10 protein-coding genes, 1 tRNA gene and 2 pseudogenes are annotated in these 20,333 nt (G+C 68.6%); 11 read left to right on the top strand and 2 right to left on the bottom strand.

Annotation, left to right across the window (positions count from 1 at the left end; all coding sequences use genetic code 11):
- Window positions 1-97 precede the first annotated feature (97 nt).
- Window positions 98-235 (bottom strand): 50S ribosomal protein L34, encoded by a 138-nt coding sequence (rpmH, locus tag ACH34W_RS23510; protein ID WP_395963125.1) that lies wholly within the window; start codon window positions 233-235, stop codon window positions 98-100.
- Between the two features lie 764 nt (window positions 236-999).
- Between rpmH and ACH34W_RS23505 the strand changes: the two are divergent.
- The 10 genes and pseudogenes from ACH34W_RS23505 to ACH34W_RS23460 form a co-directional block, all read left to right on the top strand.
- Window positions 1,000-1,194, top strand: a pseudogene (locus ACH34W_RS23505) (DnaA N-terminal domain-containing protein); the annotation flags it as partial.
- An 891-nt stretch (window positions 1,195-2,085) separates the two neighbouring features.
- Window positions 2,086-3,585: pseudogene (dnaA, locus tag ACH34W_RS23500) on the top strand (chromosomal replication initiator protein DnaA); the annotation flags it as partial.
- A gap of 639 nt (window positions 3,586-4,224) precedes the next feature.
- The gene (gene dnaN / locus ACH34W_RS23495) at window positions 4,225-5,367 is read left to right on the top strand and encodes a DNA polymerase III subunit beta (protein ID WP_395963124.1); all 1,143 of its coding nucleotides are present in this window, start codon (window positions 4,225-4,227) and stop codon (window positions 5,365-5,367) included.
- Window positions 5,368-5,452: 85 nt separating this feature from the next.
- The gene (gene gnd / locus ACH34W_RS23490) at window positions 5,453-6,952 is read left to right on the top strand and encodes a phosphogluconate dehydrogenase (NAD(+)-dependent, decarboxylating) (protein ID WP_395963139.1); all 1,500 of its coding nucleotides are present in this window, start codon (window positions 5,453-5,455) and stop codon (window positions 6,950-6,952) included.
- 220 nt (window positions 6,953-7,172) lie between these two features.
- Entirely contained in the window at window positions 7,173-8,297 is a 1,125-nt protein-coding gene (gene recF, locus ACH34W_RS23485; protein ID WP_395963123.1) for a DNA replication/repair protein RecF, read from the top strand.
- Window positions 8,290-8,805 carry a DUF721 domain-containing protein gene (locus ACH34W_RS23480; protein WP_395963122.1) on the top strand — a complete coding sequence of 172 codons (516 nt, stop codon included), beginning with the start codon at window positions 8,290-8,292 and terminating at the stop codon, window positions 8,803-8,805. The genes recF and ACH34W_RS23480 overlap by 8 nt, the downstream gene beginning before the upstream one ends.
- A gap of 328 nt (window positions 8,806-9,133) precedes the next feature.
- Complete coding sequence (gene gyrB, locus ACH34W_RS23475) at window positions 9,134-11,071, top strand: DNA topoisomerase (ATP-hydrolyzing) subunit B (RefSeq protein WP_395963121.1); 1,938 nt, start codon at window positions 9,134-9,136, stop codon at window positions 11,069-11,071.
- A 178-nt stretch (window positions 11,072-11,249) separates the two neighbouring features.
- Window positions 11,250-13,820: a DNA gyrase subunit A gene (gyrA, locus tag ACH34W_RS23470; RefSeq protein WP_395963120.1), complete on the top strand. Its 2,571-nt coding sequence runs from the start codon at window positions 11,250-11,252 to the stop codon at window positions 13,818-13,820.
- 39 nt (window positions 13,821-13,859) lie between these two features.
- A complete protein-coding gene (locus ACH34W_RS23465) occupies window positions 13,860-15,143 on the top strand; it encodes a DUF3566 domain-containing protein (RefSeq protein ID WP_395963119.1) in 1,284 nt (427 codons plus the stop codon).
- 89 nt (window positions 15,144-15,232) lie between these two features.
- A tRNA-Ile gene (locus tag ACH34W_RS23460) sits at window positions 15,233-15,307 on the top strand.
- Between the two features lie 226 nt (window positions 15,308-15,533).
- On the opposite strand, the gene ACH34W_RS23455 is transcribed toward ACH34W_RS23460, so the two are convergent.
- A complete protein-coding gene (locus ACH34W_RS23455) occupies window positions 15,534-16,274 on the bottom strand; it encodes a BTAD domain-containing putative transcriptional regulator (protein WP_395963118.1) in 741 nt (246 codons plus the stop codon).
- A 178-nt stretch (window positions 16,275-16,452) separates the two neighbouring features.
- On the opposite strand from ACH34W_RS23455, the gene ACH34W_RS23450 reads away from it, so the two are divergent.
- Window positions 16,453-20,154 carry a helix-turn-helix domain-containing protein gene (locus tag ACH34W_RS23450; RefSeq protein ID WP_395963117.1) on the top strand — a complete coding sequence of 1,234 codons (3,702 nt, stop codon included), beginning with the start codon at window positions 16,453-16,455 and terminating at the stop codon, window positions 20,152-20,154.
- Window positions 20,155-20,333: the final 179 nt, after the last annotated feature.

The following is a 20,333-nucleotide window of genomic DNA, read 5'->3' as shown; positions in this document are numbered from 1 at the left end:
CTGTGGGCCGTCGGGCGCGGCGCCCGCGCGGGACGGCCAACGTGAACTCGTCCCGCCGCCGCATCCGGTGTCCGGACGGCAGCATGCGAAGGGAGGGTCAGACCGCGATGCGGGAGCGACCCTTGCCGCGCCGCGAGGAAAGGACGGCGCGACCGGCGCGCGTGCGCATGCGCAGCCGGAAGCCGTGCTTCTTGTGGCGACGACGGTTGTTCGGCTGGAAAGTACGCTTGCTCACTCGAGGCTCCAGTGCTGCGGTCGATTTGGTTCTTCAGGCGCGAAAATTCGCATCGAGGGCCGCGTCTGGTCCCTCGCAGCGGGGGCCCATCCGGCTTTCCCTGGCGGGGCAAGACAGCGGGCACGCGTCATCTCCGTCGATGCGACTCGACCTCAGAACGTTACGGGCTAGTCGCCCATTAGGTCAAACGGAGAGCACCGACTCGGAGTGCCCAGGATACCCGCCCGAACTCCTTGTCTGAGCCACTCGCCCTCGCTGCCCTACGGCTTTCTCATGAAGGTGGATGGACCTGCGCCCGGACCTGCGCGGCTGGACCTGCGTGGCTGGACCCGTGTGCCCGGGCCTGCGTTGCTGAGCCTGCGCGCCTGGGCCTGGGTGGCTGGGCCGGGTGGCTGGGGCCGGGGTGGCTCGCGTGAGGCGAGTTGGGGTTGATGGAGTCTGTTGCGAGGGGGCGCCGCACAGCGCTAAGGTCTCCCGGCGAGCTGGTGGACTTCCACATCCCTTCAACCGGCTTTCTTCTCCTCCTGGGACTTGGCATGAGCTACGCGAGTCCCCTTGAGATCACCTACCCTGGCCTCTTCGCTGTGGACTTTTGCACAGGCATCCGATGCTCATACACAGCGTGTGGACAACTCTGTGGACAACTCGTGAGAGAGTAAGCCTTCCGCGGCGGGGCTGAGCTTGTTGAGACTGGTCGTGCCCGTGGTGATGCAGGGCAACCGGGGTGCCTCGGTTGACGGGGAGTTTTGGGAGGGACCTTGCGCATGGATAGTCAGGATCTCGCGTCGGTCTGGGCCCGCACCCTCACTGCCCTCACCGAAGGCGAACTCCCGCCGAGCTACCGCGCCTGGCTGCCGATGGTCCGCCCCTTGGCTCTTGTGGAGGGCACCGCGCTCCTTGCGGCGCCGAACGAGTTCGCCAAGGACGCCCTGGAAACCCGGCTCCGCACCCTGATCACGCAGGCCCTTTCCCATGAGCTGGGCCGTGAGATCCGTGTCGCTGTCACCGTTCACCCTGAGGCCGCCGAGGCCGACTCACGCGGACCTGAGTCCGCCGCACCTTCTTCTTATGGCGAACGTCCGTACGCGGAGCAGGGCTACGGCGAGTCCTACGAGGACCGTTCATACGGCGGCCAATCCTTCGGAGATCAATCCTCCTACGGGGACCAGCAGCAGCCGTACGGCGATCAGGAGGCATACGGCGATCAGCAGCCGCCCTATGGTGACCAGGGTTACACCGAGCAGTTCGGTGAACGGCCCTACGGAGACCAGGGATACGGCTCGTCCCAGCCGGGAGTTGTCCACAACTCATCCACTGGAAGCGGTGGTTATCCACCGCAGGATGAGGACCGTGGATGGCCGCAGCGTGACAACGAACACTCTGGCGGTTACCCGGGCGCCGCGCCGCGTCCGCCCGCGTACGGCGGCGGCCCCGGCAATCGAGGCCCAGCTCCGTTCGACGGGCGTGGCCCCCAGCAAGGCGGCGGCTTCCCCGGACGCGGGAGGGGTAGCGGTCAGGGTGGTTCAGGCAGACCTGAAGGACCCGGCGAATCCGGGGGACCCGGAGGGCCGGGGAGCGCGGAACGGCGCGGAGGCCCCGGAGGTCCCGGCGGATCTGGTGGCTCGGACGGGCGCGGTGGTCCCGGCGGCCAGGAAGGGCGCGGCGGGCAGACCCCAGGGCACAACGGGCTCGGCGAACCCGGGCTGCGTGGCGGTCCCGGCATGGGCGGCGGCGGCTCTGATTCGTACCGCCACGGTGGGGAACTCCCCGGACACCAGGCGGGCTCACACACCAACATGCCGGGCGGCAGGCACGCGCCGTCCCATCTGAACGACCGCACCCTCGGTGCGCCTCAGCCAGGCCGGCCTGCCGAGCCTCCGAACCGTGGTGGCGAACCACAGCACAGTGGCGAAGCTCACCGTGGCCCCCGGCATCGCGGCCGCGAGACCGAGGGCGCCTACGGGAACGGCGCCCCCTACACCAACGACCCGTACCAGGCCGACGCGTTCCAGCCGGACGACTCGTACCGCACCGACGAGGCCCTCCGGGATGAGGAATCGTCCATCCCCGGCCAGGGTGAGCCTCGTGGTGGCCCAGGCGGGATGCCAGGCTCCGGCGGGATGCCGGGCTCGGGCGGCGGGCCCGGGCAGGGTGGTCTAGTAGGGCAGGGCGACCGCTCTGGCCAGGGCGGCCTAGGTGGCCCCAGCGGTCCGGGTGGTCCCGGCGGTCCCGGCGGTCCCGGCGGTATGTCCGGCGGTGGCCAGGGAACGTCTGCGGGCGGCGGCGCCGGTGCGAGCGGCGGCGGGGCCGAGCACGCGCGGCTGAATCCGAAGTACACGTTCGAGACGTTCGTCATCGGCTCGTCCAACCGGTTCGCGCACGCGGCCGCCGTCGCCGTCGCCGAACAGCCGGCCAAGGCGTACAACCCGCTGTTCATCTATGGAGACTCTGGCCTCGGCAAGACGCACTTGCTGCACGCCATCGGCCACTACGCGCAGAGTCTCTTCAACGGAGCCCGCGTTAGATACGTGAGCTCCGAGGAGTTCACCAACGACTTCATCAACTCGATCCGCGACGGCAAGGCCGACGGCTTCCGCCGGCGCTACCGGGATGTGGACATCCTCCTCGTCGACGACATCCAGTTCCTCGAAGGCAAGGAACAGACGCAGGAGGAGTTCTTCCACACGTTCAACACCCTCCACAACGCGAGCAAGCAGATCGTGATCTCCAGTGATCGGCCGCCTAAAGAACTGGTGACGCTGGAGGATCGGCTGCGCAACAGGTTCGAGTGGGGACTGACCACCGACGTCCAGCCGCCCGAACTCGAGACCCGGATCGCGATCCTCCAGAAGAAGGCACGGCAGGAGGGCCTCGCCGCGCCACCGGACGTGCTGGAGTTCATCGCCTCGCAGATCGCGACCAACATCCGCGAACTCGAGGGCGCGCTGATCCGGGTGACCGCGTTCGCCAGCCTCAACCGCCAGTCGGTGGACATGAAGCTGGCCGAGATCGTGCTCAAGGATCTCATCCCCAACGACTCCGGGCCGGAGATCACCGCAGCGATGATCATGGCTCAGACTGTGGAGTACTTCGGGACGACGATCGAGGACCTCTGTGGACCGTCGCGTTCGCGCATGCTGGTCACCGCCCGGCAGATCGCGATGTACCTCTGCCGCGAGCTCACCGAGCTCTCACTCCCCAAAATCGGGCAGCAGTTCGGCGGCCGCGACCACACCACGGTCATGCACGCCGAACGCAAGATCCGTTCACTGATGGCCGAGCGTCGCGCCATCTACAACCAGGTCACAGAGCTGACCGGACGGATCAAGCATCAGGCGCGCAAACGCTGACCCGCCGCGCCGCCGGCCGCCACCGCCCCCGGCGGAGACCGCAGCAGGGACCGCGGCAGGCGCCTCCGGGGACAGGTGCGAAAGACTTCGTACGGCACAACGACTCCCACAGGTTGGGGAAAACTCTGGGGATCCCGGTGGAAAAGCCGGGGGACAACCTGCGGAGAACCTGAGGACAATTCGTGGATGGGATGGGGACCGGTTGGGGACACCCGCCGCGCGTCATGGGGACGAACCCGTGGACGACTTGGGGAATCCCTGGGGACGTCCTGGGGACGAGCCCGCCGCCCGCCGTATCCGGCCCGGACGGACCTCGGGAGGCCGTGCCGACCTGCGGAGAACTCGTGGACAACCGGGGGATGACATGAGGACGGCGTGTGGGGACTATTTGGTCGTCCTCAGGCGACGCTCGGCGATCCACCAGCGGTGCACAGCCGCAGTGGACAGAGATTCGAGCTCTCACCTGGGAGAACTCATGATGTCCACACTTTCCACGGCCCCTATGACGAGTACTACCTCTCTTATCTATTCAAGAAAAAGTTCAACTCAAACTAGGGCCTGGGGATCAAGCGCCCCGGGTGCGTCACCTGAGCTCTTCCACCTCACCCTTAGTCCGAAACCTGCAGGAGGCGGGTCCCCTTGAAGTTCCGCATCGACAGAGACGCGCTGGCCGAAGCCGTGGCCTGGACGGCACGAACGCTTCCGGTCCGGCCGCCCGTGCCCGTGCTGGCCGGCATGCACCTCGTCGCCGAGGGCGACCGGCTCAAGCTGTCCGCGTTCGACTACGAGGTCTCAGCGCAGGTGTCCACCGACATCGACGTGGAGGACGCGGGAACGGCGCTGGTCTCCGGCCGCCTTCTCGCTGAGATCTCGCGCAGCCTGCCTCCCCACCCTGTGGAGGTGACCACGGACGGGGCGAAGGTGATGCTCCGCTGTGGCAGCGCGAAGTTCACACTCCTCACCATGCCTGTGGAGGACTATCCGACGCTGCCGGAGATGCCGCCGGCCGCCGGGTCGGTGGGCAGCGACGAGTTCGCCGCCGCCGTCAACCAGGTCGCCGTCGCCGCCGGTCGTGACGACACCATCCCCATGCTCACCGGTGTACGTGTGGAGATCGAGGGCGAGACCGTCACCCTCGCGGCCACCGACCGCTACCGGCTCGCCGTACGCGAGCTGCACTGGAAGCCCGAACGCCCGGACTTCTCCGCGGTTGCCCTCGTGCCCGCCAAGACCCTCGCCGACACCGCCAAGTCGCTCACCTCGGGCGCGGAGGTCTCGATCGCCCTCGCCGGCACGGGGGGCACCGGCGAGGGCATGATCGGCTTCGAGGGCGGCGGCCGCCGGACGACGTCGCGGCTGCTGGACGGCGACTTCGTCAAGTACCGGTCGCTGCTGCCCAGTGAGTACGCGGGTCTCGCCGAGATCCAGACCGGCCCGTTCATCGAGGCCGTCAAGCGCGTCTCGCTGGTCGCCGAGCGCAACACCCCCGTACGGCTCTCGTTCAGCCAGGGAGAGGTCGTCCTGGAGGCCGGGACCGGTGACGAGGCCCAGGCCGTCGAGGCCCTGGAGGCGACGCTGGAGGCGACGCTGGAGGGCGATGACATCGACATCGCCTTCAACCCGGGCTTCCTGCTGGACGGTCTGTCGAACATCGGGTCCGACATCGCGCGGCTCTCGTTCACCACGCCGACCAAGCCCGCCGTCCTCACCGGCAAGCCGCCGGAAGAGGGCGTCAACCCCAACTACCGTTACCTGATCATGCCGGTGCGCTTGTCCGGATAAGGATCTGTTCTGGGACACACCTGAGGTTGAGGCGGGCCGCCGCACAGATCAACAGCCTGTGGGTAACCCGCAGGCCGCCGATCCCATGCACGGACCAACTCGGCGGCACGCGGGTCGACCGGCACTCGCCCACCAGTTGGCCAGGTCGGCTGGCGCCCGTCCGGCGGTTGGCCAGGTCGGCTGGTCGTGGGCCAGCGCTCGGCCGCCGGTCGATCAGGTTGGCCAGCGCTCGCCCGCCGGTCGGCCAGGTTGGCCAGCGGTCGGTTGGCGAGCGACCTGCGGGCACCCGGCGGGTAACTGGCGGTCGGCTGGCTGTTGGTCTGCGCATCAGGCGGCCGACGCAGGCGGCCTGCGCTCCAGGCGGCCAGCGGCCGATGGTCGACGGCTGGTGGAAGGCTCGTACATCCGCGAGACCAGTGGATTCGGGCCAGGGCTCGGCCGAACGCTCTGGGCTCGCGCCTTTGCGGACTTGGAGCCTCGGCGCACCCGCAGAATCCGCAGGCTGTGGACAGGTCGCAGGCCGATAGGTCTGGGGGCTGTCTCTGCGGGTACGCGGACTTACGGGCAATACGCGACATACGTTCGCAAGGACGCATGTACGTGGCAGGCAGGCAGAATTTCGGGCAGGGCTAGGCAGAGTTATGCACAGGGGAGTGGAGTAAGCATGGAGCTGGGCATGATCGGCCTCGGCAAGATGGGCGGCAACATGGCCGAACGTCTGCGCCGCGGTGGCCACACGATCGTGGGGTACGACCGGAACCCCGACATCAGCGACGTGGGTTCGCTGGAAGAGCTGGTCGAGCGGCTGTCCCCGCCGAGGGCGGTCTGGGTGATGGTCCCTGCGGGCAAGCCGACCCAGGACACCGTCGACCAGTTGGGGAAGCTGCTCCAGCCTGGGGACGTCGTCATCGACGGCGGTAATTCACACTATGTGGACGACCAGAAACACGGCGAAGAGCTCGCGGCCAAGGACATCAACTTCGTCGACTGCGGCGTCAGCGGTGGTGTCTGGGGTCTGCAGAACGGCTACGCCCTCATGGTCGGCGGCGACGACGCCAACGTGAAGCGCCTCATGCCGATCTTCGAGACGCTGAAGCCCGAGGGCGAGTTCGGCTTCGTGCACGCCGGGACGATCGGCGCCGGCCACTTCGTCAAGATGGTCCACAACGGCATCGAGTACGCGATGATGCAGGCCTTCGGCGAGGGCTACGAGCTGATCGAGGCCAGCGACATCGTGACCAACGTGCCGGAGACGTTCCGCAGCTGGCAGGAGGGCACGGTCATCCGTTCCTGGCTGCTGGACCTCATGAACCGCTCGCTGGCCGAGGATCCACAGCTTGAAGGCCTCCGTGGATACGCCAACGACTCCGGCGAGGGGCGCTGGACCGTTCAGGCCGCTGTGGATCACGCCGTCCCGCTCCCGGCGATCACGGCCTCGCTCTACGCGCGCTTCGCCTCCCGCCAGCAGGACTCGCCCGCGATGAAGGTCGTCGCGGCGCTGCGCAACCAGTTCGGCGGGCACGCCGTGGAATCGGCCAAGGGCGCTGACTCTCCCGGCGCCGACGTGGAGCCGCCCAAGCTCTGACCCGGCGCGCCCAAGCCCGGCCCGGTCTGGCCCGGCCGCCCAAGCTCTGACCCAGCGCGCAGGCTCTGGTCGGGCGCGTCCAAGCTCTGGCCCGTCCAAGCTCTGCCCGGCCCGGGCCCCCGAGCCCTGGCCCGGCCCCCCAAGCTCTGACCTGGCCCGTTCGAGTTCTGTCGAGTCGAGGGGTCCGGGTGACCGCCGGGAGGCTCTACGCTCGTGTCCCGTGCACGTCGCCCACCTTTCGCTCCAGGACTTCCGTTCGTACGCCACCGCTGAGGTCGCGTTCGAGCCGGGAGTCACCGCGTTCGTGGGCCCGAACGGGCATGGCAAGACCAATCTCGTCGAGGCCGTCGGTTATGTCGCCACCCACGGCAGCCACCGTGCGGCCACCGACGCGCCGCTGGTCAGGCACGGTGCGCCGCGAGCGATCGTGCGCGTCGGCGTCGTCAAGGACGACCGCAAGGCGCTGATCGAGCTGGAGATCAATCCGGGAAAGGCCAACCGGGCCCGGCTCAACCGCTCGCCTGTCCCCAGGCCGCGCGAGATCCTGGGGATGTTGCGGACGGTCCTCTTCGCCCCCGAGGACCTCGCGCTCGTCAAGGGCGACCCGGGTGAACGCCGCCGCTTCATGGACGAGCTGCTGACCACGCGTGCCCCGCGCTTCGCGGCCGTGCGTTCGGACTACGACCGCGTCCTCAAACAGCGCAACGCCCTGTTGAAGTCCGCGGCCGCCCACCGCCGCTCCCCCGGTCCCGAGATCATCTCCACCCTCGAGGTCTGGGACTCGCATCTCGCCCGTACAGGCTCAGAGCTCCTCGCCGCGCGCCTGGATCTGGTGGCCGCGCTCCGCCCTCTTGTGACCAAGGCGTACGCGGCGCTCGCACCGAGCAGTGGCGTAGCCGACCTGACCTACAAGAGCTCACTGGGCGACGCGGAGTTGTCCACAGACCGTGCACAGCTGGCCGAAGCCCTCCTGGCCGGTGTGGCCGAAGCGCGCAAACAGGAGCTCGAACGAGGCGTCAGCCTGGTCGGGCCACACCGCGACGAGCTCGTCCTGCGTCTGGGGGACCTGCCCGCGCGTGGCTACGCAAGCCATGGGGAGTCATGGTCGTTCGCCCTGGGCCTCCGCTTGGCCGCGTTCGACCTGCTTAGGGATGACGGCGACGACCCTGTGCTCATCCTCGACGACGTCTTCGCCGAGCTGGACTCCGGGCGCCGCAGCCGGCTGGCCGAGATGGTCGTCCCCGCCGAACAGGTCCTCATCACCGCGGCCGTCCCGGCCGACGTCCCCGCCGAACTGACCGGCGTCTCGTACTCCGTCTCCGACGGTCAGGTGACCCGTGACTGATCCACAGGATGTGCACAACTCTTCCCCTGAGTCCCCTGAGCCGCCGGCCAAGTCGGGGATCGAGCTGGCCCGCGAAGCCCTCGCCCAGGCACGCGCCGACGCCGCCAAGCGGGGGTCGGTGCCAGGCCAGGGCAAGCGCAAGGGCCCACGGGGCCCGCGCGTGCCGCAGCCAGGCCGCGGCGGCGACCCCAAGCTCTTCGGCTCGGCCATCCGCGAGCTGATGGCCGACCGAGGCTGGGAACAACGCGCCGCCGTAGGCGGAGTTTTCGGCAACTGGCCCGGCATCGTCGGCCCCGAACTGGCTGAGCACACCCGTCCCGAGAAGTTCGAGGACGGCGAACTCACGGTCGCCGCCGACTCCACCACCTGGGCCACCCAGCTCCGCCTGCTCTCCTCCACCCTGGTCAAACGCCTGAACGAAGAACTCGGCCACAACACCGTCCGCCGGGTCAAAGTCGTAGGCCCCTCCTCCGGCCCCCGCCGCACCGGAGCCTGGCGCGTTCGCTGACCGAACCGCCGCCAGGCCGTTCGGGCGGCTGCCGGGGCGGTTTCGCTTCGAGCGCCCCGTAGGCCCGTAGAGCCCCCAGGGGCAATGGGGGGATGTATCTCCAAGCCCACTCGCCCGCCACGCGCGCATACAGCGCCCGCGAGTGCCACTTTTTGGTCTATGACCCGGTAGAATGAAATCGGGTTCAGGATGCTGCGCCGCCTTGGGTCGCCCGAAGTCTCTGATCAACAGACCGGAGCAGGGGCGCCCTTACGTGTGTTACGGGGCACACCGCGTGCCTTCCAGGGGACGCGGGTGGCGGTGCGCTTCCCCGGCAGGAGGATCTCCTTTGGCGTACGACGCTAGTTCGATCACTGTCCTTGAAGGTCTTGAGGCGGTGCGTAAGCGCCCGGGCATGTACATCGGATCGACCGGGGAGCGTGGCCTCCACCACCTCGTCTACGAGATCGTCGACAACTCCGTCGACGAGGCGCTCGCCGGCCACGCCGATGACATCCATGTGACGCTGCTGGCCGACGGCGGCGTCCGGGTGCGCGACAACGGTCGCGGCATCCCCGTGGGCGAGCATCCCGTGGAGAAGAAGCCCGCGGTCGAGATCGTCCTCACCACGCTGCACGCGGGCGGCAAGTTCGACGGCAAGTCCTACGCCGTCTCCGGCGGTCTGCACGGTGTCGGCTCCGCGGTGGTGAACGCGCTCTCCAAGCGGCTCGAAGCAGAGATCAAGACCGACGGCCACTACTGGCGCCAGTCGTACACCTGGACGGGACCCGAGGCTCCGCTGGCCAAGGGTGAGCCGACGGACGAGACCGGCACCCAGATCACGTTCTGGCCTGACAGCGACATCTTCGAGACGCTCGACTTCAGTTTCGAGACCCTCTCGCGCCGCATGCAGGAGATGGCGTTCCTCAACCGCGGTCTGGCGATCACGCTGAAGGACGAGCGGCCGGCCCACATCAACGGTGAGCCGCGCGAGGTCCGCTACCACTACGAGGGCGGCATCGAGGACTTCGTCCGCTACATCAACAGCAAGAAGGACGCCGCCCACCAGTCGGTGATCTACTTCGGTGACGACACCGACGGCATGTCGGTCGAGATCGCCATGCAGTGGAACTCCTCGTACGCCGAGTCCGTCCACACGTTCGCCAACACGATCAACACGGCGGAGGGCGGCACGCACGAGGAGGGCTTCCGGGCGGCGCTGACCACGATCGTCAACCGTTACGCCCGCGACAAGAGCCTGCTGCGCGACAAGGACGACAACCTCACCGGCGAGGACGTCCGCGAGGGGCTCACCGCGATCATCTCGATCAAGATGGCGGACCCGCAGTTCGAGGGCCAGACCAAGACCAAGCTCGGCAACACCGAGGCCAAGTCGTTCGTGCAGAAGGCGGTCAACGAGCACCTGCGCGACTGGTTCGAGGAAAACCCGGGCGAGGCCAAAGAGGTCATCAACAAGGCCTCGCAGGCGGCGCGGGCCCGCATCGCCGCGCGTGCCGCACGTGATCTGACGCGGCGCAAGAGCCTGCTGGAGTCGACGTCGCTGCCCGGCAAGCTGTCGGACTGCCAGTCGACCGACCCGTCCGAGTCCGAGCTCTACATCGTCGAGGGCGACTCGGCGGGCGGCTCGGCCAAGGGCGGCCGCAACCCGCACTTCCAGGCGATCCTGCCGATCCGGGGCAAGATCCTGAACGTCGAGAAGGCGCGGATCGACAAGATCCTCAAGAACAACGAGGTTCAGGCGATCATCACCGCGCTCGGCACGGGCGTGCACGACGAGTTCGACATCACCAAGCTGCGCTATCACAAGATCATCCTGATGTCGGACGCCGACATCGACGGCCACCACATCAACACGCTGCTGCTGACGCTGCTGTTCCGGTTCATGAAGCCGCTGATCGAGGCCGGTCACGTCTACCTGTCCCAGCCGCCGCTCTACAAGATCAAGTGGGACGCGCGCGGGCAGGACGCCGACTACGCCTACTCCGACCGGGAGCGGGACGCGCTGGTCGAGGCAGGGATCGCGGCCGGCCGGCGCGACCCCCGTCCCCGCGACCAGGTCCAGCGGTTCAAGGGTCTGGGCGAGATGAACGCCAACGAGCTGTGGGACACCACGATGGACCCCGACAACCGGGTCCTGCTCCAGGTGCAGCTCGACGACGCGGCCCAGGCGGACGAGCTGTTCAGCGTCCTCATGGGCGAAGAGGTCGAGCCGCGCCGCGAGTTCATCCAGCGGAACGCCAAGGACGTTCGCTTCCTGGACATCTGATGAACCGAGGCCTCCTCCGCGGCCCGGCCGTGGCCGCCACCTCCGGCGATGACGTCGCGTCCGGCGGTGACGCCACCTCTGGTGGTGACGTCGCGTTCGGCGGCGCCCCGCTCGGTCGGGAGCAGAGGCCTTCGCCAGGCAGCAGTTGTAGTTCCACTATTCAGAAGAGGTCTTTCAGGTGACGGAAGTGACCACCGAAGGCGGGGGCCAGGGCGGCGGGCGCGTCGAGCCGGTCGACATCCAGAGCTCGATGCAGGCGAGTTATCTCGACTACGCGATGTCGGTCATCGTGTCGCGTGCCCTGCCCGAGGTTCGTGACGGCCTCAAACCGGTGCACCGCCGCGTTCTGTACGCGATGTACGACGGCGGCTACCGCCCCGACCGCGGCTACTTCAAGTGCGCCCGCGTCGTCGGTGACGTCATGGGTAACTACCACCCGCACGGCGACTCGGCGATCTACGACGCGCTGGTGCGGCTGGCGCAGCCCTGGTCTCTGCGCTACCCGCTGGTCGACGGCAACGGCAACTTCGGCTCGCGCGGCAACGACCCGGCCGCGGCCATGCGGTACACCGAGTGCCGCATGGCGCCCCTGGCGATGGAGCTGCTGCGCGACATCGACAAGGAGACCGTCGACTTCTCGCCCAACTACGACGGCCGCTCGCAAGAGCCCGACGTCATGCCGTCGCGGTACCCCAACCTGCTGGTGAACGGCTCGGCCGGCATCGCGGTCGGCATGGCCACCAACATCCCGCCGCACAACCTGCGCGAGGTGGCCGAGGGCGTCAACTGGTTCCTGGACAACTATGGCGCCAATGATGAGGAGCTCCTCGATGCGCTGCTCGAACGCGTCAAGGGCCCGGACTTCCCGACCGCCGGCCTGATCGTCGGGCGGAAGGGCATCGAGGAGGCCTACCGGACCGGCCGCGGCTCGATCACGATGCGCGCGGTGGTCGAGGTCGAGGAGATCCAGAACCGTACCTGCCTCGTCGTCACCGAGCTGCCCTACCAGGTCAACCCGGACAACCTCGCGCTCAAGATCGCCGACCTGGTCAAGGAAGGCAAGGTCGACGGGATCGCCGACGTCCGCGACGAGACGTCCGGCCGTACTGGCCAGCGCCTGGTCATCGTGCTCAAGCGGGACGCGGTCGCCAAGGTCGTCCTCAACAACCTCTACAAGCACACCCAGCTCCAGGAGACCTTCGGCGCGAACATGCTCGCGCTGGTCGACGGCGTGCCGCGCACGCTGCGCCTGGACCAGTTCGTCCGCCACTGGGTGGCGCACCAGGTCGACGTCGTCGTCCGCCGGACCCGGTTCCTGCTGCGCAAGGCCGAGGAACGCGCCCACATCCTGCGCGCGCTTCTCAAGGCACTCGACCGCATCGACGAGGTCATCGCCCTCATCCGGCGTTCGCCGTCCGCGTCGCAGGCGCAAAGCGGTCTGATGCAGCTCCTGGAGATCGACGAGATCCAGGCGCAGGCCATCCTCGACATGCAGCTGCGCAAGCTCGCCGCCCTGGAACGCCAGGCGATCATCGACGAGTACGACAAGCTCATGGCGGAGATCGACGACTACAACGACATCCTCTCCTCGCCGGAGCGGCAGCGGCAGATCATCGCCGACGAGCTCCGCCCGATCGTCGAGAAGTTCGGCGACGAGCGGCGCACCGAGATCATCCCGTTCGACGGGGACGTCTCGTACGAGGACCTCATCGCCGAAGAGGACGTCGTCGTCACGATCACCCGCGGCGGCTACGCCAAGCGCACCAAGACCGACCTCTACCGGGCGCAGCGGCGCGGCGGCAAGGGCGTCCGCGGCGCGCAGCTCAAGCAGGACGACATCGTCGACCAGTTCTTCGTCACCACGACGCACCACTGGATCCTGTTCTTCACCAACAAGGGCCGCGTCTACCGCGCCAAGGCGTACGAGCTGCCCGAGGCCAACCGCGACTCGCGCGGCCAGCACGTCGCCAACCTGCTGGCGTTCCAGCCGGACGAGCACATCGCCCAGGTCATGGACCTTCGCGACTACGACGTCGCGCCGTACCTCGTGCTGGCCACCAAGCAGGGCAAGGTCAAGAAGACGTCCCTCACCGACTTCGACTCGCCGCGCAGCGGCGGCATCATCGCCATCAACCTGGCCGAGGACGACGAGGTCATCGCCGCCCGGCTGGTCTGCCCGGAGGACGACCTGCTGATGGTCTCCACCGGCGCCCAGGCGATCCGCTTCCGCGCGGACGACGACTCCCTGCGCCCGATGGGCCGCGCCACCAGCGGTGTGATCGGCATGCGTTTCGAGGAGGACCAGGAGGTCCTCAACATGCTCGTCATCCAGGTCGGCGCACATGATGTCCTAGTGGCCACCGAGGGCGGATATGCCAAGCGAACTCCCGTGGACCAATATCCGTTGCAGGGACGTGGGGGTAAGGGAGTCCTCACCGCTAAGATCGTGCAAACTCGCGGCAGGTTGGTAGGGGCGCTGATGGTCGGCCTCGACGACGAGGTCTTCGCGATGACGTCCAACGGCGGCGTCATCCGTACGAGCGCGGCCGAAATCAAGCAGTCCAGCCGGCAGACCATGGGGGTACGGCTTATGAACCTCGCGCAGGGCGACAGTGTGGTCGCAATCGCGAGGAACGTAGAGTCCATGGACGAGTCGGACAACGTGGACTCGCCGGACGACTCCGGGGGCAACATAGAGTCCTTGGATGACGCAAACGCTGAGGTGGGTGAGAGGGCTGAAGGTGAGTGACCTTGAACCCGCCACCGATCGGGTAGGCCAGGAGGACACGTGAGCACCCAGCCCGGTAAAGGCAAGGGCCGCTCCGGCGGCACCGGCAAAGGATCCGGTTCGAGCTCGGGCTCGTCCGGTTCCTCTGCGGGCGCCAAGAAGACCGTCCCGGCCGCGAAGCCCGGCCGGGACGAGGCGACCGTGGAGATCACGCCGGTGAAACCCGCTATGGACGAGACCACGCCCGACCTGGGCAGCAAGGCCACTCCGGCGGACGGCAAGTCCTCCGAGGCCAAGCCTGCGGACTCCAAGCCGAAGGACCTGGACCAGACGCGCGTCGACGCCACGATCGACATCGAGGCAGACCTGCCCAAGCTCCCCGCCTCCAGCGGCGGTTCCGGCAAGTCCAGCGCCTCCGCGGCACCTGGTAAGCCCAGCGGCCCTGCTGGCGGCGCCGCCAAACCCAGCAGCGCCTCCTCCCCTGGCGGTCCCGCCAAACCCAGCGGCGCCTCCGCTTCTGGCGGCGCCGCTGCGTCCGGTAGTGCCGCTGCGCCTAGCAGCACTGTTGGGACCGGCAATGCAAGCCGCCCCGGCAACGCAAGCGGCCCTGGCAGCGCCAGCAAGTCTGGCGGCGCCGGTAGGCCTGGCAGCGCCGGTAAGCCTGGCGGTCCGGGTGAGCCCGGTGACCTTCCTGGCAAGCCCGCCGCGTCTCCGGTGATCCCGCCGGTCCAGGACACCTCGGTCGACAACGGCCCAGCCTGGAGCCGTTCACCCGAGACGGGTGGTGGCCGTGACAAGCCGTTCGGCCGCCGCGAGGTCGGCGGCTCCGGGTCGGGCCCCGGCCCCGCTGCAGGCGGAGCCAGCGCCGCCTCGGCCAGCCCGGGCTTCGCGGGTACGGCTCTCAAGGACCGTCCCGCACAGACCTCGGCCAACCCGTCCGGCAGCACCAAGCCCTCCAGCACCAAGGCCGCACGGAAGGCGCAGCTGCAGCTCGCACGCCTCGAGCCGTGGTCGGTCATGAAGTTCAGCTTCGTGATGTCGCTGGTCTGCTTCGTCGTCCTGCTGGTCGCGGTCGTCGTCCTGTACATGATCCTGTCCGGCCTCGGCGTCTTCGACTCGATCAGCGGCACCATCGACGAGCTCACCCGCGACCCGAGCAAGGCCGACGGCGGCCTGGACGCGGGCAACTGGTTCTCGTTCGCGCGCATCTTCGGCTACACCGTCCTGGTCGGCGCCCTGAACGTGTTGCTCATCACGGCCCTCTCCACGGTCGGCGCGGTCATCTACAACCTCGCCGCAGACCTCGTCGGCGGCGTCGAGGTGACCTTGAAGGAAGCCGAGTAGGCACGTCCGCCGTCCTGCGAAAACCGATTACCGGTTGCCCCTCCGGATGGGGTAATCTCTCGTTGCGCCGCAAGGACGGCGGCAAGTGCGGGCCTGTAGCTCAGCTCGGTTAGAGCGCTTCCCTGATAAGGAAGAGGTCCCTGGTTCAAGTCCAGGCAGGCCCACTCCACTCAGCATGTAAGAGGGTTTCGGATTTTTCCGGAGCCCTCTTTTTCGTTCTCCACTGAGTCGTCGCCGCAGCTATCGCCCGTGAGTCGTCGCCGCACCCATCGGCCGCCCTCGAATCGCCCGCCCTCGAACACAAAGATCTCTCAGGGGCGGGCGATCGCGCGACTGGGGGCGAATGTACGGGACGGCGCGCTCGGGGACCACCGGGCCTCTGAGCTACGCCTAGGCCACGTTGTTGATACGGCCGGGGCGCGGCATGGGCCTGGCGAGGGCTGGGTCGTGCGTCAGGATCGCGTGTTCGAGGCGTTGGAGGGCGGGGCTCGGGTCGAGGCCGAGTTCGTCGGCCAGGCGCCGCCTGCCCTCGCGTCCGACTTCGAGGGCCTCGACGGTCCGTCCCATGGCGTGCAGTGCCCGCATGAGCTGGGCGCGTGGGCGCTCACGGAACGGGTACTCCGCCACGATTCCGTACAACTCGCAGGCGACGTCGGTGTGCTGCCGCCGGGCGAGTGCCGTCTCGGCCCACTCCTCGGCGGCGGAGAGCCGGAGCTCGGTCAACCGGAACGCCTCCGCCTGCACCGCCTGGAGGTGGTCCTGCCCGTCATAGGGAACGCCCCGCCACAGGTCGAGCGCCTCACGGATCAGCAGCGTTCCCCGCTCGGCGTCACCGGCGGCGATGGCCCGGCGGCCTGACTGGATCCGCCCGGTGAAGCAGTCGGCGTCGAGTTCACCGGGTCGCGTGACCAGCATGTAGCCGGGCGGGCGGAACACCAGCCGGCCGGGTCCCAGCGCCCTGCGCAGATGGTGGATGTAGCCCTGTAGCGTCTTGGCCGCCGTACGCGGGGGGACGCAGGGCCACATCGCGTCGATCAGCCGGTCGGCCGAGACCGTCCGGTCGGAATGGCACAGCAGGACCGCCAGCAGGTCCCTCAGTTTCGGTGACAGGGGAACGGAGGCGTCCCCCATGCAAATCTCCAACGGTCCCAGTACGCGGAGCTTCACTACCCGTCCTCGTGTCTCGGTGTGCATGTTGTGCCGGAGAGACCGGCTCCCTAAGGTCTAGGGCGTCTCGGAAATGTCCGAAATAGGCTCTCGACCTGCTCCGGACAACCGTCAGCAGGCTCTGGACAACGGGGGTGGGCAGTTGGGGCGGCCTGAACAACCGGTGGATCCGCTCGCCGGTCCGGTCGAACGGCTCGCCTGGGAGTTGCGCCGGTTGCGGGACCAGGCCGGGCGGCCGAGCTACCGCGAGCTCGCCCAGCGCGCTCACTTCTCCCGGAGCACCCTGGCCGAGGCGGCCAACGGGATGCGGCTGCCGTCACTGGAGGCGACTCTGGCGTACGCCGTCGCCTGCGGCGGTGACCGCGCCGAATGGGAGCGACGATGGCAGGAGGCCGCAGACGAGCTCGAACAGTCGCAACGCCGCTGCCCCTACCCGGGTGCGCGACCGCTCGGCGCTGATGAGGCGGATCTGTTCTTCGGCCGGGACGAGCTGCTTGAGGATTTGCTGAAGGCCGTTCAACGGTCACCGCTGACGGTGCTCCTCGGCGCTTCCGGCAGCGGCAAGTCGTCTCTTCTCGGGGCAGGGCTGCTGCCCAAGCTGACCGCCTCCGGCGCGGCCGCCGTTCTGTTCTCTCCGGGTGCACATCCGTTGACGCGGCTGCCGGACGTGGACGCCGATGCGCCCGATGCGCCCGCGGTGGTCGTCGTCGACCAGTTCGAGGAGGTGTTCACGCTCTGCGCCGACGAGGACGAACGTGCCGGGTTCCTCGATGCGCTGACTCGTCTGGTCACCAGCGCGGAGGCGACGCTGGTGATCGGGGTGCGCACCGACTTCTACGGGCGCTGCGCGCAGCATCCCGGCCTGGGCGCCCTGCTCGGCGACGCCGTTCATCTGACGATCGGGCCGGTCTCCGAGCCGGAGCTGCGCGCCATCGTCGGCGAGCCCGCCTCCGAGGTCGGGCTGAGCGTCGAACCCGAGCTGGTGGCGACCGTGCTGACCGAGGCTGCTCAGCAGGTGGGAGCGCTACCACTGGTTGCGTACGTGCTTCGGGAGACATGGGACCGCCATCAGGACGGCACCCTTCGGCTGGCTGACTACCAGGCGACCGGTGGTGTGACCGGGGCCGTCGTGCGCACCGCCGACGACCTGTACGACGACTTGGACGACGGCCTGCGGGACCTCCTGCGTGCGGTGCTGGTGCGCCTCACTGCACCGGGTGACGGTACGGAGGACACCCGTCGCAGGGTCGAACGGGACGAACTGACGGGCATCGGACGCGCCGATGACGTGGATGCCGTACTCGGTAGGCTCGTTGAGAGTCGGCTCGTCGTCGTGGACGGCGACACGGTGGAGGTGGCACACGAGGCGCTCATCCGAAGCTGGCTCAGGTTGCGCGAATGGTTGAGCGACGACCGTGAGGCGCTCCTCCGGCATCGCCGGCTCACCGCCGACGCCGACGAATGGCATCGGAACGGGCGCGGTGCGGAATTCCTGTATCGGGGGAGTCGCCTGGCCGCATGGAACGACGAGAGTGTCCCTCCGCTGAACGAGTGGGAGCGGTCCTTCCTGGCAGCCTCCCGTTCGTATGCGGTCGTGAACTCAGCCCAAGCCCGCCGCCGGGTCCGGCTCGGCCGCAGCGGACTCGGTGCCGTGGCGGCAGTGGTCAGCGTGCTGGCCGTATTCGCCCTGGTACAGGCGGGCGACGCCGATGCCGAACGCGACCGTGCCACGTCGCGGCGACTCGCGGTGGAGGCACGCCGTCAGCTCGCGGTGGATCCGGAGCTGGCGTTGCTGCTGGCGACCAAGGCGTACGAGGCCGAACCGACCCAGGAAGCCGATCTGGTGCTCCGGCAGGCCATCAACGACTCTCGGCTGCGCGGCTCCCACTCCATCGCGATGCGCCGTGCGGAGGGGATGGCGGCCACCACGGACGGGCGGAGGTTCGCGATCTGGGGGCCGGGTGGAGTCTCGGTGGAACTGGAGATCTGGAGCCTGGACGGTGCCGGCCGCCCGCGCCGCGACCACAAACTCGTGGCAAACGGCACTCAGCGGATCGAGAGCGCGGCGTTCAGTCCGGACGGGCGCACGCTCGTCACCGGCGACTCGGTGGGAAAGGTGGAGCTGTGGGACCTCGCCGCCGCTGGTGCACGCCGGGTTCTGGGAGAGGTTGAGGGTGGTGCCGTCGCGGGAGTGAGCGTCAGCCCGGACGGCCGGGTGGCGAGCACGCACGAGGGCGGTGTCCGGATTTGGGATCCGGCGGGACGGAGGGCTCCGACCGAACTCAAGGTCCCCGGCGGCCGGGTACGGGACGTCGCGTTCAGCCCGAGCGGCGACCGGCTCGCCACCGGAGGGATCGGCTCTCCGCTCCGAATCTGGAATGTGACCAAGGACCAGCCTCGGCTGGAACGGGAGGCGCGTCGTGGCGAGCCCGAGCATGTGGCGATCAGCCCTCGTGGACCGTGGGTCGCCGCCACCGAAGGAGACGTTCCACAAGTCTGGAACGTACGGGAGAAGTCTGCCGGTGAGTGGCTCCCACAGGCCGAACTCGCGCCCCATTCACCCAAACTGAACGGCCTGGCGTTCAGCCCGACCGGAGACCGGCTGGCGACGTACGGAACGGACGGCGCGATCCGCGTCTGGACGACGGGCAGCACCAGTGACCCGTTGGTACTGCGCACTCATCGGGGGAATCCGCGGGGCGTGACGTTCGGTCCCGACGGCAGATCTCTCATCACCATCGACGCGGACGGATCCTTGCGGCAATGGGACGTCTCGGCCGGGATCCCCGCTCTGCGCGGCTTTCCGGCCGGCGGAGTGCCCAAGGCGCTGAGCTCCGACGGCGGCACCGTGGCGTCCATCCCGGTGAGAGCCGACTCGCTCTTCACCGCGTCGGACATCACCATCCAGGTGTGGGACACCACCGGCGGCAAGGCTCCGCTCAGCATCAAAGGGCCGCACGACGCCGCCTATCGCATCGCGCTGAGCCCGGACGGGCGAAGGATGGCGGGCATCGGCAGCGCGGGCATGTTCAGCCTGTGGGATCTGACCAGGGGCGGAACCCCGGTCACCGTTCCTGGCGCCTTCCGCGGCCGCCCCGAGAGCCTGGTCTTCAGCGGCGATGGCAAGCGGCTGGCAGTCGGCGGGTTCGCCATGGAGCCGCGGGTGTGGCAACTCTCCCCGGCGGGCGGCCTGACGCGGCTTCAGGGCTGGGAGCGTGAGCCCACCGGCCGCGCTGACGGACGAGTGGCCTTGAGCCCGGATGGCACCCACCTGGCCGACGTGCGCAACGACCGCACCATCGTCGTTTGGGATCTGACCCGCAGGAAGAAGCCCGAGATCCTGCGAGGCCATCAAGAGGACATCAAAGCGCTCGCCTATAGCCCCGACGGACGGAAGGTGGCCGCGGCAGCGGTGGACGGCACCATCCGGCTGTGGGACAGCGAGGGCTCGGGCGAGCCGACGGCCGTGTTGCGCGGCACCGCGAGCCGGGTCCGGAAGGTGGGTTTCAGCCCCGACGGCGCCTGGCTGACCACAAGCGAGCCCGAGGGGAAGCTGCGGTTGTGGCCGGCTACGGGCGTTGGCGAACCGCTGGAGCTGAGCGGATGGGGCGCGACCGAGAGCCTCGTGGCGTTCGGCCCGGATGGAAAACGGCTCGTCCGGGTGCTGAGCCGTCCGGTGTTCCTCGGGCGGCCGTTGGGGACCGGGCTCGGGACGAATGTCGTCAGGACCTGGGCCTGCGAGGTGTGCGATCGCGACGCGCGACTGCTCGACCTGGCCAAGGCACGCCGCACCCGTGAACTGACCGCCGAAGAACGCCGCGTCTTCCTCCGCCCGGGCGCCTAGTCAAAGGGCGCCTAGTCAAAGGGCGCTTAGTCAAGAAGGGCGCCTGCTAAAGAAGGGCGCCTGGTAAAGAAGGGACTGACGGCCTTGACGGCCTTGACGGGCCTGGGGCCCCGCGCCCCAAGCCCGTCAAGGGTTGCTCGGCTGCTCGATCAGGTGATGAGGATCTCTGCCGATACCGT

Origin of the sequence: Actinomadura sp. 6N118 (assembly GCF_044326415.1) — a bacterium.
Taxonomy (GTDB): domain Bacteria; phylum Actinomycetota; class Actinomycetes; order Streptosporangiales; family Streptosporangiaceae; genus Spirillospora.
The sequence above is the reverse complement of the archived record's forward strand: the minus strand, read 5'-3'. Positions and strand labels throughout refer to the sequence as shown.